This is a genomic window from Rhizobium sp. 18065, assembly GCF_902706095.1.
In the GTDB taxonomy this organism is placed as follows: domain Bacteria; phylum Pseudomonadota; class Alphaproteobacteria; order Rhizobiales; family Rhizobiaceae; genus Allorhizobium.
The window spans coordinates 534947-551286 of sequence record NZ_CACSJP010000003.1; the positions used below are offsets into that span (position 1 = coordinate 534947).

13 protein-coding genes are annotated in these 16340 nt (G+C 60.8%); 2 read left to right on the top strand and 11 right to left on the bottom strand.

The features are described from left to right. Nucleotides 1-25: 25 nt before the first annotated feature. Complete coding sequence (locus tag GVK95_RS10975) at nt 26-1240, top strand: PLP-dependent transferase (RefSeq protein WP_159949386.1); 1215 nt, start codon at nt 26-28, stop codon at nt 1238-1240. Next, nucleotides 1233-2624 carry an amidase gene (locus GVK95_RS10980; RefSeq protein ID WP_159949388.1) on the top strand — a complete coding sequence of 464 codons (1392 nt, stop codon included), beginning with the start codon at nt 1233-1235 and terminating at the stop codon, nt 2622-2624. Before GVK95_RS10975 ends, GVK95_RS10980 begins: the two co-directional genes overlap by 8 nt. 88 nt (nt 2625-2712) lie before the next feature. On the opposite strand, the gene GVK95_RS10985 is transcribed toward GVK95_RS10980, so the two are convergent. From GVK95_RS10985 to GVK95_RS11035, 11 genes are all read right to left on the bottom strand, one after another. Beyond that, nucleotides 2713-2979 (bottom strand): hypothetical protein, encoded by a 267-nt coding sequence (locus GVK95_RS10985; protein ID WP_159949390.1) that lies wholly within the window; start codon nt 2977-2979, stop codon nt 2713-2715. Between the two features lie 196 nt (nt 2980-3175). After that, nucleotides 3176-5323: a mechanosensitive ion channel family protein gene (locus tag GVK95_RS10990; protein WP_159949392.1), complete on the bottom strand. Its 2148-nt coding sequence runs from the start codon at nt 5321-5323 to the stop codon at nt 3176-3178. A 581-nt stretch (nt 5324-5904) separates the two neighbouring features. After that, nucleotides 5905-6108, bottom strand: a complete 204-nt coding sequence (locus tag GVK95_RS10995; protein ID WP_007606708.1) for a cold-shock protein — start codon at nt 6106-6108, stop codon at nt 5905-5907. A 311-nt stretch (nt 6109-6419) separates the two neighbouring features. After that, nucleotides 6420-7376: a lytic transglycosylase domain-containing protein gene (locus GVK95_RS11000; RefSeq protein ID WP_244618735.1), complete on the bottom strand. Its 957-nt coding sequence runs from the start codon at nt 7374-7376 to the stop codon at nt 6420-6422. A gap of 267 nt (nt 7377-7643) precedes the next feature. Further along, nucleotides 7644-9473: an ABC transporter ATP-binding protein gene (locus GVK95_RS11005; protein WP_159949539.1), complete on the bottom strand. Its 1830-nt coding sequence runs from the start codon at nt 9471-9473 to the stop codon at nt 7644-7646. Nucleotides 9474-9513: 40 nt separating this feature from the next. Continuing rightward, nucleotides 9514-10272: a DUF1028 domain-containing protein gene (locus GVK95_RS11010; protein ID WP_159949394.1), complete on the bottom strand. Its 759-nt coding sequence runs from the start codon at nt 10270-10272 to the stop codon at nt 9514-9516. Between the two features lie 3 nt (nt 10273-10275). After that, nucleotides 10276-12060: a gamma-glutamyltransferase family protein gene (locus tag GVK95_RS11015; protein WP_159949396.1), complete on the bottom strand. Its 1785-nt coding sequence runs from the start codon at nt 12058-12060 to the stop codon at nt 10276-10278. Between the two features lie 23 nt (nt 12061-12083). Then, nucleotides 12084-12959: an ABC transporter permease gene (locus tag GVK95_RS11020; protein WP_159949398.1), complete on the bottom strand. Its 876-nt coding sequence runs from the start codon at nt 12957-12959 to the stop codon at nt 12084-12086. After that, on the bottom strand, nt 12956-13903 hold the full coding sequence (locus GVK95_RS11025; protein WP_159949400.1) for an ABC transporter permease: 948 nt from the start codon (nt 13901-13903) through the stop codon (nt 12956-12958). Before GVK95_RS11025 ends, GVK95_RS11020 begins: the two co-directional genes overlap by 4 nt. 70 nt (nt 13904-13973) lie before the next feature. Continuing rightward, entirely contained in the window at nt 13974-15482 is a 1509-nt protein-coding gene (locus GVK95_RS11030; RefSeq protein WP_159949402.1) for an ABC transporter substrate-binding protein, read from the bottom strand. Between the two features lie 98 nt (nt 15483-15580). Beyond that, nucleotides 15581-16324: a FadR/GntR family transcriptional regulator gene (locus GVK95_RS11035; protein ID WP_159949404.1), complete on the bottom strand. Its 744-nt coding sequence runs from the start codon at nt 16322-16324 to the stop codon at nt 15581-15583. Nucleotides 16325-16340: the final 16 nt, after the last annotated feature.

Sequence of the window (16340 nt, forward strand, 5' to 3'; positions counted from 1 at the left end):
GCATTTTCCGAAAGGCACTTGCCCCATGAAAGATCTGACCCAATGTGTGCTCACCCCGGCGGTCTCGTCCGAAGGTTTTGATCCTCTGGGGGTGGGCGTCCATCGTGGATCGACGATCGTGTTCAAGGATGCTGCGGCCTACGCTGCCCGTGGGGAGCGCGGTCACCAGGGTTATTCCTACGGTCTCTACGGCACGCCGACGACGCGAACCCTGGAGGCTAAGCTCACCAGTCTCGAAGGAGGTGTCTGGTCTTTCCTGACGCCGTCAGGTCAGGCGGCAAACGCGCTTGCGATCCTTCCGTTTGTTGCCGCAGGTGATCATGTGCTGATCGTCGATACGGCCTATCCGCCGATGCGCGATCTGGCGGAAACCGATCTGCGTCGGCTTGGTGTCGATGTGGACTTTTTTGACCCGCTTGCCCCGGAAGACCTCAGTGGGAAAATAAGCGACAGGACGAAGATCGTCTGGTGCGAGAGCCCGGGGTCGACAACGATGGAGGTCCTTGATCTACCCCGGATCTCCGCCATTGCCCATGCGCGCGGTGCGCTGGTTGGGGTCGACAATACCTGGGCGACGCCGCTCAATTTCAAGCCGCTTCTCCATGGAGCCGACATCGTCACGGAAGCGCTGACGAAATTCGTCTCGGGTCATTCAGACATATTGATGGGATCGATCACCATTGGAGACGAGGCACTGCTGCAACCGATCAGGTCGCTGGTGGGACGCATGGGCATTGGCGTTTCGCCGGACGATGCCTCACTTGTGCTGCGCGGGTTCGAGACACTCGGGGTTCGCTTGCGCCATTCCGAACGGGTTGCGTTGAATTTTGCCCGCAGGATGGCAAAGCACCCCTTGGTGGATGCGGTTCTGCATCCGGCTCTGGAAAACTTTGCCGGACATGCTGTCTGGAAACGGGATTTTCTCGGTTCCAGTGGGGTGTTCAGCATGACCTTTACCGATGAGGCGTCGCCTCATGTCGCGGCGGCGCTCGATACATTCCGGTTGTTTGCCATCGGTGCATCCTGGGGCGGGACCCGCAGCCTGGTTGCGCCGATGTCGGTTGAACGCTTTCGCAGCGCGACCGCGTGGGGTGGTCCGGATCTGATCCTGCGCCTCAGCATCGGACTTGAAGATGAGGAGGAGTTGTGGACGGACATCGAGAGCTTCTTGGCGAATCTCGAACAGCGCTTAGTTGCTTCAGTCAATCCGGAGCGTATCGAAGGGGTTCGACATGGCTGAATTGACCCAGTTGCCGCTTGCAGAATTGTCCCGCCGCATACGGTCAAGGGAAATCTCCCCCGTCGAATTGACACAGGCTTATATCGATCGGATCGCTTTGTGTGATGTTCACCTCCACAGCTTCAACTGCGTGCGGACAGAGGGCGCGTTGCTGGACGCGGCACGAGCCGAGCAGGACATGAAAAACGGAGATTGGCTCGGACCGCTTCACGGGATTCCGGTCGGCATAAAGGATCTGATCGACGTTGAGGGGATGCCGACAACGGCGCAGGCGGCGCATAGGCGCGATGCGGTCGCCGACCGCGATGCAGGCGTGGTCGAAGCCATGAAACGGGGGGGAGCGATTATTCTCGGCAAACAGGCAACTGCGGAATATGCCATGGGTGGCACTCAGTTTGATCTGCCATGGCCGGCGACCCGCAATCCGTGGAACCTTGAGCTCGATCCGTCCTCGTCGTCGAGCGGATCGGCTGCAGCGACGGCTGCCGGCTTTTGCGCCGGTTCGATCGGGACGGAGACTGCCAGTTCGATCCGTGATCCGGCAGCCTGGTGCGGTGTGTCCGGCATGAAGCCGACGAACGGGCTGGTCAGCCGTCGTGGTGTGCTTCCGCTGTCGCGATCGCTGGACTGCGTCGGCCCGATTGCATGGACCGTGGAAGATTGCGCCCTGATGCTGTCTGCAATGGTGTCATGCGATCCTCAAGATACAGAAATCACGAGGTTCAGGCGTCCGGACACATCAATGTTGCAGGACGGTGTCCACGGTCTTCGGGTTGGTGTCGTGCGCCACTTTTACGAAGACGATCCGCATATGGATGATGCGGTGCTCGACGCGATGGAGCACTCGTTGTCTGCTTTCGAGCGGTTGGGCGCGCATATTTCGACCGTGCGGCTAAGCGAATTCGACCTGTATTGCTCGCTGGTGAATACGATTTCCTGGCCGGAGGAATATGAGGAGCACAGAGCAGAACTTGAAGCATATCCCGACCGCTTTACCGGAGTCACCCGATCGCGCTTTGCCGATGGCAAGGCCTTCCGCGCTGTCGATTACATTCAGGCGCAAAAGCAGAAGGCTGCGCTGGTTGCCGACCTCAGCGAACGCATGCGAGACGTCGATGTTCTGGTCTTGCCAACCACGAAGAAACCCGCACAGGTCCTTGGTTATGAGCATACAGAAATCGGAGAGGCTGAACTGTCGCTGACGCGCCCGTTCAATTTGACCGGCGGCCCCGCGCTTGCGCTTTGCAACGGTTTCACACCCGCCGGCCTTCCGACCTCAATCCAGATCATCGGTCGACATTTTGAAGATGGCACAGTGCTGAGAGCGGGACATGCATTGGAAGCCGTTCTCGCATTGCGGTCCCGCCGTCCGACGTTCTGCTAATTTTCAGGCGCTCTCGCACGCAAGCTCTGGGTGAGCCCGACCGTATGGCCGTACCTTCCTTTTCAGTGTGTGCGAATGTGCCTGAGCCTCAACGTTGACGCGACAAATCAAATTCGATCGTGCGTCTGCTGATTAGCTTCAACGATCTGTCGGGAAGGATGAGGTATGTTTCCTCCGCCCGTCGACCATTCTGGTCGATCAGGCGATGCGTGAATGTGCTGCCTACTGGGGCCTTGGCCAGCCTGCTCTGCGGCTGCCCGCTATAGGTGATGCTGCCGGGAATGGGTTCGACTGTCGTTGCAGAGCAGCCGGAAAGAGCGAATGCAACAAGCATGATAGGTGCGACGTTTTTCATGGCGATGGTCCATCGAATGGGAAGCGTTCCTCACGCTTCGGTTCCTGGGGCAAGACTTGGGTTTCCAGAGATACGAGGTCGGCTTGCTGGTGAAAGCAGACGTTCAGTGGCACAAGCTGATCAAGCCGATCAAACGGACATTGTTCCGGATGACATTGTCCATATGCCCTACGCGCATCAGGCGCGACGACGTGAACTATTTCGCCAGGGCGCCAATTGCTGCCTCCCTTTGTTGTGCCTGAAGTTGAATCTGGGCCGCTGCCGCGGCAGGGTTCTTGTCATCCCCGCCGATCTGGACGGTCGGTTGCGCAAATTCGATCCCATTCTGCTTGAAGGCCTCCCGCAGCATGGCATAGGCCCGCCGGCGGATCGCGGATTGCAACTGCGTCGGTTTGAGGGTCATGCCGAAACTCAATTTGATGCCGTAGTCGGTAAACTCCTCCACGCCCTTCATCTTGAGGTTTTCTATGATGAACGGCAGGAACTCCTCGTCATCCTTCAGGGTCTTGCCGACGGTCTTGGTGATGGATTTGACCTTGGCGATGTCCGCGTCATAGGAAACTGTCAGCATGAATTTTACCACAGACCAGTCACGGCTCATGTTCTGCACGGCTCCAAGCTCGCTGAAGGGTACAATGAAGATGGGACCGCGATGGTGGCGCAACTTGATAGAGCGCAGGCTGAAGGACTCGACAGTACCCTTGTAACTGCCGCTCTGGATGTATTCACCAACGCGGAACGCATCGTCCAGCAGGTAAAACATGCCGCTGATCACGTCCTTGACGACGGTCTGCGCGCCAAACCCGATGGCCACGCCGACAACGCCGGCGCCGGCGATCAAAGGTCCGATTTCGACACCAAGTGATGACAGTCCCATCATCACGGCAATGGCGACCAGGAGGATCATCAGCACGTTTTTCAGGATCGGCAACAGAGTACGGATACGCGCACGCCGTCGCTCCTGTTCGCTTCCGATCTCGAACATCACTTGCGTTTGTCCGAGTTTCCGATCGATCAGCACCTTGGTGACGTTCCAGATCAGGTCGACGGCGAGAACAATGATCCCGGCACTCAGGATGCCGCGCACCAGGCGCAGTGTCGGCGAATCCTGCATGGTCATCTCGGTGAGCTCCACCCCGAGCACATCGGCGAGAAAGACAATCGACCCGATGATCAACCCGGCTCGAATGCCGCGCTCGACGATCACTGACAGGACTGTCGTGGTCGAGCCGTCATCGCCGTACGCGTCTTTTGCGCCAAGCATATTGTTGACCGACGCCTTGGCAAGGATCACCGAGCCCGGCAGGGCGGCAATCACCACGGCAAGCCAGAACAGCTTCATGGCCCCCACGACCCACAGAATCCAGATCGCGACGAAGTAGAGCGTCCAGAGTGTATTTTTCGCCCGCCAGCTGATGCGTGGCCTCTGTTCCGTCAGGGTTGAAGCCTGAGGCCGCCGCCAGACGGCTTCGATGCCGATAGCGAGTAGCACCAGGCCCAGTGAATAGGCCACGAGTTGCTGGGCAGGAATGGAAAAGCCCATTGTTCCGAGCAGCCTGATCGTGACCCAGCCGAAGGCATACCAGCCGATCAGATAGACTGCGCGTTTTGCCCAATGGGCGGCGGCCGCATCACTGACCGGAATGACACGGTGAATGTGCAGCGTGGGGTCTGTCGAACCTGGCGGTGCCAGGAGGACGGTGACCAAGGCACTGGCCAGCCGGAACACGACGATGGCGAGCAGATAGCCGACGACGATTTCGCGGATCAGCGGCGGCCATGCAAACAGCAGGAAAAAGCCGATGCTGCCGATGGCGAAGGATGCCAGATAACATGCCGCCCAAAGCAGCCGTGTCCCCACTGCAAGCGTTCGCTCGTGAACGGTGGAAAATGGCGCCTGTGCCATCCATGCGCGCCATCCAACGGTTAGCCGACGGAAGAGCCATTGGGCTAGCAGACCGACGGCAAGGAAGGCTGCGACCAGAAACGTTGGTCGTATCCCGCGGCTCTCGCGGATTTCCTGATTGAGCAGGTCGGCCGCCTGCATCGTCTGCGACGGGAACGATTGGCTCGCATCGAAGAGGCTTGCCATATGCGATCGCAAGCGCATGGTGAAACCGGCGAAGGAAATATCAGGTTCGATGTGTGGGGCTGCGGGTCGTTCGGCTGCCTGCGAAGGGGCAGCCTGATCGAGAAGCCATTTCTGCACGTCTGGATTGGCGATGAGCTCAATAAATTGCTGCACGCTTTCCGGTTGTGAGGGACTGGGTGCAGATGCTTGCGCAAGGGCGGAAAATGCGGGGAGCCACAGGGTTAGCGTCAGGACCGCGACCTGAAGTTGCATTCTTGTTCTCAAGCATAGGGCCGTCCATGACGCGTCCATGATAGAGCTTTCCCGCGCGAGGTTGGAGCGTTCTTGCCGCCATATTTGCACACCAGCACCGGTGCCCGTCAATCAGCAATTGAAGGCGATGGCATGCGGCTTGCCGGCTCATGGAATGAGCAACCCCTCTTCGCTTCATGTCGATGTGGTCTGAGAGGCGCTCTGACGTCGACTTCGATGCCGACTGCCCCACCGGAGAAGAAGAGAACTTGTCGGATGGAATTAAGAGCTATTTGGCGGAGCGCGGCTCAAGGCCCGTCGATCAATGGAGCGATCAATGGCTGGTCGCCATGTCGATGATGTCAGCTGCTTGATATCAATGCGAAAGCTGCTGGCTCCAACTGTTCCTCAGATCCTTGTGCCATGAGAATGGCCTATCTGAGGGATTGGAAACATCAAAAGTCACCGGCCGAAGTTATCCGGGACCGATGCAATGCTGCACGTGTCCACTACGCTTTACGCTGTGTAATGCCAGGTGTCGTAGAATTTGAGACAGATTCAGCCCGCCCGTTGAGGCAGGCTGAATCCGTATCCTGAAGCGATCAGAGAACGCTGACGCTTTCGGCCTTCGACTTGCCCGTCTTGCGATCCTGGCCAACTTCGAAGCTGACCTTGTCACCGTCTCTCAGCGAGCCGCCCTGCTGCAAGGCAGAAACGTGAACGAAAACGTCTGGACCGCCATTGTCAGGCGTGATGAAGCCGAAGCCCTTGTCTTCAGCGAAAAATTTAACCGTACCGGTCGCCATGATAGTTCCTCTTTAATTGTGCAGCCGTTTGACTCGCGGGCAGAACTTATCGTTCTGGCGCGTGCTTATCAACGGTCTAGTGCGTTTCTAATGCAAACAGGTGGAAACGTCGACAGCTAGCTGGCATGTGGATGCAAGTTTTTCACGACGCTTCAGAAAAGGTTGTCAGCTCGATGTGAGGTGGAAAAGTGCCTCGTCGGGCAGCCGCGACGCGGTCGCCTGTATCGTGCACGAAGGACAGGGTGCGCGCACGGGCACGGGTGGCTCTGGTACGCAGCCGTGGATGGCAACCGGTTGACAAGCAACCATTCTCATCGGTTTCGAAAGACCGTGCAGGGCACGGCGGCAGCGCGAATGGCGGCGCAGAGCTTGGTCGCCTCCTGTCGTGTCTCACGCCCGATCCTTGCTGCGTAGCGCGTTCGGTATCCGAAATTCCCGCCACGCTGACGGACGATCAGGGCACGCTCGGCATTGAGTGGTTCAGGCAGGCTGCTGATTGCGCGCCTGAACAGATGGTCCACGACGGAAGGGCGGAAATGTGCAGCAAGCTGGACACCCCAGGGTGCCCAGTCGGCCGATCCGGCAAGCACGGGCTCGTTCATCCGGCGCGTTTGCGCCAGATTTGTGCAGGCCTCCTCGAATGGCAGCGCCTCGTCCAGTGCCGGAGCTGCGATGACGGGCGGAGCGTCGCGCCATGTCTCGATGATGTTGCCGGTGATTGCAAAGACATAGTCCCGTGTCTCGATCGGAAGCCGTCCTTTGGACAGGAAGCGCCCGAGCCCGTTTTCTCCGGCATTGTAAGCGGCCGCGGCAAAACCGAAATTCCCGAACCGGGTGTGCAGCGCCTTGAGATAGGCTGCCGATGCGTCCAGGGCGTCAATGACGTCGAAGCTGTTGTCGAGGCCGCGCCTTTTGGCGGTATTCGGCATGAACTGCGCAATGCCCTCGGCACCCTTCGGGCTGACCGCTTCCGGTCGAAACAGGCTTTCGCGCCAGATGAGGCGGGCAAAGAAGGCGGAGGGCACGTCATGGGAATCGGCAAAGTGGCCAATCATGCGGCACAGATCGGCGTTGAATGTCTCCTGCCGAATGCAGAGTTGGTCGTCCGCGCGTTGGTAGAGGCAGCCGGGTCTGTCCTCCGCCTCGGCGGCAGCGACGTAATCAGGCACCAAGGCAGCGCCGATTGTGCCCAGCAGAATGCCGGTCGTGACTGTCCGAAGCGGTCTCTGGAACGTGCCCATCGCGGACCTTACGCTTTTGCCGATCATGATCAAAGCCTGGAGTTCGGTGGCGACCGAACCCGGTTCGGGCCTGCAAGCCGGACGGCAGTGCTCGAGAGACCAAGCCAGATCAGATCAGGCCAGATCAGATCAGGCTGATCAACGCGATGACCGGGGTGATTCGACACTTTCACGCTTTGCCTGGGACCGATCAGCTTCCGCAAATGGTGGCAAGGAGCGGGAGGCTGTGGCGCCTTCTTTTGGTGCTAACTTGTTGAATCCGTTCTGGAGTGGCAAGCCGCTTCGAAGCTGGGATCACAACTGAACGAAGTGGCCGGGCGTGATTTCCCGATATTCACGCTGTGGCGGCGCATAGCCTGCCGGACGCACGGGGCTTTTCAACTCGTCGATCGCCGCACTTCGCCTCAGGCCGCGCCGCTCTGGATCAGGAACCGGAACGGCTGCCATCAATTTTTTCGTATAGGCATGCTGCGGATTGTCGAAGATTGCGGCGCGCGGGCCGATCTCGACAATTTCACCGAGATACATCACGGCGACGCGGTGGCTGATGCGCTCGACCACAGCCATGTCATGGCTGATGAACAGGAAGGCGAGGTTGAGTTCTTCCTGCAGGTCCATCAACAGGTTGCAGACCTGTGCCTTGATCGAAACATCGAGAGCCGAGACACTTTCATCGGCAACGATGACCTTCGGATCGAGCGACAGGGCGCGGGCAATGGCAATGCGCTGGCGCTGTCCACCGGAGAATTCATGCGGATAGCGATCCATCATCTCAGGCACAAGGCCGACCTTGCGCATGAGATCCGCAACCTTGGCCTGCGCCTCTTCCTGGCTTCCGAGGCGGTGCTTGAGATAGGGCTCGGCAATGGCAGCTCCCACCGTCATGCGCGGATTGAGGCTGGAGAACGGATCCTGAAAAATCATCTGCACGCTGCGGCGCATGGCGCGCAGGCTTGGCTGATCCAGCGCCAGCACATTGTAGCCGTCGAGATGCACCTCGCCGCTGTCCGGTTCGATCAGCCGGGTGATCGAGCGCCCGGTGGTCGACTTGCCGCATCCGCTTTCGCCGACGATCGACAGCGTCTCGCCCTGGAAGAGATCGAACGTGACATCCTCCACGGCATGCACGGCCCCGGTCTGCCGGCCGAACAGGCCGCTGCGGATCGGAAAACGTGTCACCAGGTTCTTGACCGACAGCACCGGCGTCTTGCGCGTGTCGACGGTGTTCGCCACTTCGGTCGGTACGCTTGCCAGGCCCGAACCGATATCGACGATCGGGAAACGCAGCGGCCAGGCATGGCCATGCATCGAACCCAACTTCGGCACGGCCGCGAGAAGCGCGCGTGTATAGGCATGCCGGCCGCGATGAAAGACGTCGGCGGTCTGTCCCTGCTCGACCACGTCGCCGCGCAGCATGACGATGGTGCGGTCGGCGATCTCGGCAACCACGCCCATATCATGGGTGATGAACAGCACCGACATGCCGTCCTCCTCCTGCAACTCCTTGATCAGATCGAGAATCTGGCCCTGGATCGTCACATCGAGCGCCGTCGTGGGTTCGTCGGCGATCAGAAGGTTGGGGCGTGAGGCCAGCGCCATGGCGATCATCACGCGCTGGCGCATGCCGCCGGAAAACTGGTGCGGATAGTCGTCGAACCGGTTCGCGGCATTCGGAATGCGCACCTTGTCCAGCATGCGCACGGTCTCGGTGCGGGCATCCGTTTTCGAGAGACCCTTGTGCCGTGTCAGCACTTCGGAGATCTGCCGTCCGATGGTGAAGATCGGATTGAGGCTGGTCATCGGCTCCTGGAAGATCATCGCGGCGACATTGCCGCGTATCGCCTGCATCTCCTTTTCCGGCAACGCCAGAATATCCCGGCCGTTCAGCAGCACCCGGCCTTCGACGCGCGCCTGGTCACGGGCCAAAAGCCGCATGATCGACAGGGAAGTCACGCTTTTGCCGGAGCCGGATTCCCCGACAATGGCCACGGTTTCCCTGGGCTTCACGTCGAAGGAAATGTTGCGCACCACCGGCCGCCATTGACCGTCGACCAGAAACGAGGTCGTCAGACCCTCGACGGTAAGTACGGCGGGGGTCTCTGTCTGGGCTGCTGCTGTTGTCATGGACATCATGGCTTTCCGGCTCCGATCATCGGGGGCTTGTTCAGGCTGGTTTCAGCGGCGTGGCAAAGGAAGGCGAGGGGTGACCCTCGGCGATGCGCGCCGCTTCAAGGGCGGCGATCGTCTCATCGATCAGCCGGCGGTCGGTCAGGCCATGGGGATTGTCGTGGGTCGGCATGGTTTCCGCGACATGCAGGAAACGCTCCTGCGCCACCGCATAAAGCCTGCGCAATTCTCCGAGCGGATCGGGATGGTCGTCGGCGCGGATGTCGAGCCAGGCATAATCCTGATCGCGGTAGATCTTCAGCGCTGCCGATTGCCGCCCGCGCTTGTCACCGCCGGACGCCTCGCCGGCATCCATGGCCGCCAGCAGCCGCTCGGCCAGCGGCAGGCCCGCCGTCGCCTTGTAGACCCGCAGGGTTTCGGCAATGACGTCAGGTCCGGCCAGCATGTTGCCGGCCACCGAGACGTTGTCATCGACAAGGTGCCCGGCCCAGTCGATGCATTTTGTGCCGGTGAAGGCGGCATTGCGACCTTGCCCGTCGATCAGATGCATCTGCCGCTGCTGGCAGCCGTCGTCGCGACCGGTCAGGATCGCGATGATGTCAGCCGGAGAATGGCCTTCGACCAGAAGCGTGAGGCCATCCGTGCCGTAGAGCGGGCTGACGAAGGCCTGCGTGGCAATCGCACCGAAGCGGCCGCGCATATGGGGAACCGCGGCACCGACCGCGAAGAAGCGGCTGGCGACGGCGATTCCGAGATGACCAGTGGCAGGATCGCGGGCGACGATGGACCAGGTCATCGATTATCTCCCGATCGCATAGGCTTGCATCAGCCGTGGCGTCGCAGCCGCCCGCAGCAATCCACCGGCATCGCGGCGTGCCGCAGTAAGGCGACCAACGCTCCACGGATCGGCCTCGGTAATGTCGTGGCCCATGGCTTTCAGCGCCTTGATTGTCTCCGCGCCGATACTGCTCTCGATCATCACATTGCCCGGTTGGCTGGTGCGCGGATAGAAGGAGCCGGGGAAATGTGCGGTGTGGAACAGCGGCATGTCGATCGCGGCCTGCAGGTTCTGCTTGTGATGCACGTAGCGCAGGAAGAAGGACAACTGCCACTGGTCCTGCTGGTCGCCGCCGGGTGTACCGAAGGCGAGCGTCGGGCGGCCTTCGTAGAGCGCCATCGACGGTGTCAGCGTGGTGCGCGGCCGCTTGCCAGGGGCGAGCGAGGTCGGCAGGCCTGGTTTCAGCCAGAACATCTGCGCGCGGGAATTGAGGCAGAAGCCGAGGCCCGGCACGATCGGCGAGGATTGCAGCCAACCGCCGGAAGGCGTGACCGAGACCATGTTGCCTTCGCGGTCGATGACATCGATATGCACGGTGTCGCCGCGCTTTTCGGTCAGATGCGACATGGTGGGTTCGTAGACGGCACCGGTGCCTGACATGGAGGCCAGCATTTCCATGGTGAGGTCGTGCTGATTCTCGTAGCCCGGCAATCGGCCCGGACGCAGCGTCATCGACGCCTGCGACGTGATCAGCTTGCGGCGCTCGTCATTATAGGCATCCGACAGCAATTGCTCTATCGGCACGGCAGCAAAAGCCGGATCGCCGTAATAGACCTCTCGGTCGGCATAGGCGAGCTTCATGGTTTCCACGACGGTGTGGACGAAATCGGCGCCCAGCGGGTCCATCGCCGCGACATCGATGCCTTTCAGCAGCGCCAGCGATTGCAGCAGCACCGGACCTTGGCCCCATGGGCCTGTCTTGGCCACGGTCCAACCATGATAGTCAAATGTCTGCGGCGCTTCGATCGTCGCAGACCAGCCGGACATATCCGCTGCGGTCAGGACGCCCTTGTGGCGGTTGCCGCTGGCATCCATCACTTCGGCGGTCTTCAGGTAGTCCTCGATCGCTTCGGCGACGAAGCCGCGGTAGAAGGCATCACGCGCCGCGTCGATCTGGTTTTCGCGGCCGGTGGCGCGTTCCGCCTCCCTGACGATGCGGGTATAGGTGGCGGCGAGAGCCGGATTGCAAAACAGCGCATGCGGTTCGGGCGCCACGCCGCCCGGCAGCCAGGTCGCATAGGATGTCGGCCATTCCTTTTCGAAGAAGTTGGCCAGCCCCTTGATAGTCGCCGAGACGCGCGGCAGCATCGGGTGACCGTGTTCGGCATAATGGATGGCCGGTTCCAGCACCTCGCGTACAGTCATCGTGCCGAAGTCGCGCAGCATCAGCATCCAGCCGTCGAAGGCGCCCGGAATAACGGTCGCCAGCAACCCGTCGCCGGGGATCAGGTCAAGGCCCTCGGCGGTATAGTGCTCGATTGTCGCGCCTGCCGGGGCCGGCCCTTGCGCACAGATCACCTCGACCTTGCCGGTCTTTGCCGAATAGATCAGCGCCGGCATGTCGCCGCCCGGCCCCACCAGATGCGGCTCGAGAATCTGCAGCACAAAACCGGTGGCAACAGCCGCATCAAAGGCATTGCCGCCCTTTTCCAGGATGCTCATGCCGACGGCCGACGCGATCCAGTGGGTCGAGGTGACAACGCCGAACGTGCCGAGGATCTCCGGGCGGGTGGTAAACTCAGTCATCGACTATTCCTTCAGTTCTATTCTTAGGATTCCCGGGGGTCGAGTGCATCGCGCAGACCATCGCCGAGCAGATTGAAACCGATCACCACGAGGAAGATCGCCACCCCCGGCCACATGGCCATCCAGGGTGCCTGATCGAGGAAGTTCTTCGCGACATTGAGCATCGAGCCCCAGCTCGGCGCCGGCGGCTGCTGGCCAAGCCCGAGGAAGGATAGGCTTGCCTCGGCAATGATCGCGGTCGCCACCGTCAGGGTGGCCTGGACGATGATCGGTGCGGTGATATTGGGCAGGATGTAGCGCAGCATGATGTCGAGATGGCCAAGGCCGATCGAGCGGGCACCTTCGACATAATCCTCCGTCTTGACGGCAAGAACCTGGCCACGCGTCAGCCGCACGAAGACCGGCATGGCCGACAGGCCGATGGCGATCATCGCATTGGTGAGGCTGGGGCCGAGAAAGGCGGCGAGCGCAATCGCCATGATCAGGAAGGGCAGGGCGAGAAAGGCTTCCGTGATGCGCGAAATCACCTGATCAACCCAGCCGCCGAAATAGCCGGCGATCAGGCCGAAAGGCACGCCGATGACGATCGAGATGGCGACCGAAAAGATGCCCGCCATCAGCGAGGCCTGCGCACCCCAGATCATGCGCGACAGGATATCGCGGCCGATATCGTCGGTGCCCATCCAGTGCGCCGCTGACGGCGCCTTGCGAATGGCGGTCCAACTGGTCGCCAGCGGATCGGGGATCGGCAGAAGCGGCGCGGCGAGAGCCAGAAGCGCAAAGAACAGGATGATGCAAAGGCCGACCAGCGCGCTGCGATTGGCCTTGAGCTTGCGCCAGGCGCGATTGCCACTCTTGGTGGGAACGGCCACGCTGCCGGTCTGTCCGAGCGCGGTCATAGGCTTGCCCTCATGCGCGGATTGAGGATGACATAGAGCACGTCGGCAACCAGGTTCATCAGGATGAAGCCGACGGCGGTGCACAGCACGACACCCTGCACCACGGCATAGTCGCGATTGAACACCGCATCGACGATAAGCTTGCCGAAGCCCGGAATGGTGAAGATCTGTTCGGTGAGCACGGCGCCGGCCAGCAATTCTCCGAACAGGAGGGCACTGAGCGTCACGATTGGCAGCAGCGCATTGCGGAAGGTGTGGCTGAGAATGACGACCCGTTCCGACAGGCCCTTGGCGCGGGCGGTGCGGATGTAATCGGCCTTCATAACGCTGAGCATGGCCGAGCGGGTGTGCCGCATCAAGGTGGCGGCAAGTGCTGTCCCCAGCACGAAGGCGGGCATGATCATCGTTTCAATGGAGCGCACCGGGTCGACGAAGATCGACTCGTAGCCGGAGGCCGGCAGCCAGCCGAGTTTGACCGAGACCAGTAGGATCAGCATGATGCCCAGCCAGAAGTTCGGGATCGAGAGACCCGAGAGGGCGACGATATTGGCGATGTAGTCGATGGCGGTGTTCTTCTTGACGGCGGCCAGGATGCCCATCGGCACACCGATGACAAAGGCGAATATCATCGACATCACCGCCAGCTGAATGGTGACGGGCAGTTTCTCGCCGATCAGTTCCAGCACCGGCTGGTTGGTGCGCAGCGACATGCCGAAATCGCCCTGCAGCACATTGGCGATCCAGTAGCCGTATTGATAAACGACGGGATCGTTCAGGCGGTATTTCTCCCGCAGGAATTCGATCACCTGCGGATCGCGCTCTTCACCGGCCATGGCAAGGATCGGGTCACCCGGCAGCAGCTTTTGCAGTGAGAAGACGAAGATCGACACGATCAAAAGCGTCGGTATGGCGACCAGCAGCCGTTTTCCGATGTAGATATGCATGAACATCCGGTCCTGATTTTGGGAGGTCCCTGCGGAGCGTTTGGCGCTCCGCAGGAGAGATCGAGGCGGATCAGCCCTTCTTGACGCCGAGCAGGCGGATCATGCCATCAGGCGAAGGAACGAAGCCGGTGACCTCTTTCTTCGTTGCCCAGATCCACGACTGGTGGCCGAGATAGATCACAGGCAGGTCGTCGTTGAGGATTTTGCCGGCGGCATCGTATTTCTGCTTGCGCACGGCATCGTCGGTCGAGGCGCGGGCTTCGTTCAGCAGCGTGTCGACTTCCGGATTGCAGTATTTGGTGTCGTTGATGCCGCCCTCGCAGGTGACGAACTGGTGCAGGTTGCCGTCAGGGTCGACGCGGCCGGACCAGTCGGAGCGGCTGAGTTGATAGTTGCCGGCGGTCTGTTCGCTGAGCAGCGTCGCAAATTCGGTGGTCTTCAGGCTGACGTCGAAGCCGGCCTCGGCCACCATCGCCTGGACGATCTGCATCATCTGGGCAGCAACCGGATTGTTGGGAATCTGCATTTCGATCGGCACCCGCTCGAAACCGGCTTCCTTGATCAGGGCCTTTGCCTTTTCGAGGTCGCGGGCCGGAACCGGCAGGTCCTTGTTGAACCACGGGCTGTTCGGTGGGAAGGGCTGGTTGCCGCCGACGGCCGTGCCTTCATAGACCACCTGGTTCAGCGCTTCGCGGTCGATGGCGAGCGAGAAGGCCTGGCGCAGGCGCTTGTCCTTACCGAACGGATTGTCGGCGCGCGCGCCGTTGGCGATGTTCACATAGAGCGCCATGTAGCCGATGTTGACGACGTCGGAATATGTCAGGCTGTCGTCTGCCTTGACCGATGTCGCGTCGGTTGCCGCCAGTCGCTCGATCATATCCAGTTCGCCCGAGCGCAGGTTGGCAAGCCGCACCGTGGTGTCGGGGATCGGCAGATAGGTGACCTTGTCGATAAACACCTTGTCCTTGTCCCAGTAGTCGGCGAATTTTTCGAGCACGATGCGATCCTGCTGGATGCGCTCGACGAATTTGAACGGTCCGGCGCAGACCGGCTTGGAGCCGAAATTGGCGCCGAGTTCGGCCGCGGCCTTCGGTGAGACGATCATGCCGGCGCGGTCGGAGAGCTGGGCGAGCAGCGTCACGTCCGGCGCCTTGAGCGTGAACTTGACGGCGTAGTCGCCGGTGGCTTCAACCTTTTCCACCGAAGTCAGCTCGCTCTTGCGGCGCGATTCCGGCAGCGTCTTGTTGCGCTCGATGGTAGCCACCACCGCTGCCGCATTGAAGGGCGTATCGTCATGGAACTTGACACCTTCGCGCAGTTTCATGGTCAGTTCCTTGCCGTCGGCGGACCAGGCCCATTCGGTCGCCAGCTGCGGCACGATCTTCAGGTCGGGCGAAACGTCGACAAGCTTGTCGCACATGGCGGTGTAGACGATACGGCCGACAAAGGTTCGCGACTGGGCCGGATCTAGTACGTCGGCATCGTCCTGCAGGCCGATGCGAAGCTCGGCCGAGAGTGCGGGGCCTGCAAGCATGGCGCTCGCCAGGAGTAGGGCGGAAAATCGGGACAGTATCTTCATGGTCGAAAAATCCTCTGGTGTGGTTTTCTGTTTTCACGGGTGTCGCCGGTTGTTTCCCCGACGTTGATTATTGTCCGGCAGCGGCCGGAACTGTGCACTCAGGACACATCGCCGAGCGGGTCGTTCTCCAGGTGGTCCATGGATGTCTGGCGGATCAGCCTCTCCTGCAGCATCAACAGGTGCTGGCGCATCGCTTCACCGGCCTTTGCCGGATCGCGCGCCGCAATGGCGTCGATGATGGTCGCATGCTGGGCATTGGATATGCCCATGGTGTTGGCGCTGCTGCGGGCGCGCTCGCGGATCGATTGCCAGGCGTCATCCTGGCGCACCTGGTTGATGACATCGAAGATCGACAGGAAGAGCTGGTTTCCGGCGGCTTGCGCGATCTGCCGGTGCAGGGCGCCATCCCACAATTCCTTGGCGTCGGCATCTTCGCTGGCGAGGATCTTCTGGGCAAGCTCGCGCATGATGTCGATGTCGCTGCCCTTGGCGCGAAGGGCGGCCAGTTGCGCCAACTGCGGTTCGATCCGCAGGCGCACTTCCATGATTTCCATGAAATTGGTGCCAGCCACGATAGTCTCTAACTGCTCGCTCCAGTCGTCCGGCTTCTGGCCGACATAGGTGCCGGATCCCTGCTTGCGCCAGATCGCGCCTTCGGCCTCCAGAACCTCCAGCGCCCGACGGATCGCCCGACGGCTTAGGCCCAGTGTTTCGCTCAGCATGCGCTCCGTCGGCAGCTTTCCGTCGGCCGCGACGTCGCCGTGTCGAAGGAGATCCCGCAGCTTTTCCAGCGCGTAATTGGAGTTTTCCTTCGAACTTTCCGGAGCGGGGGTGCCTGGCATGATTGGTCCGAACCAA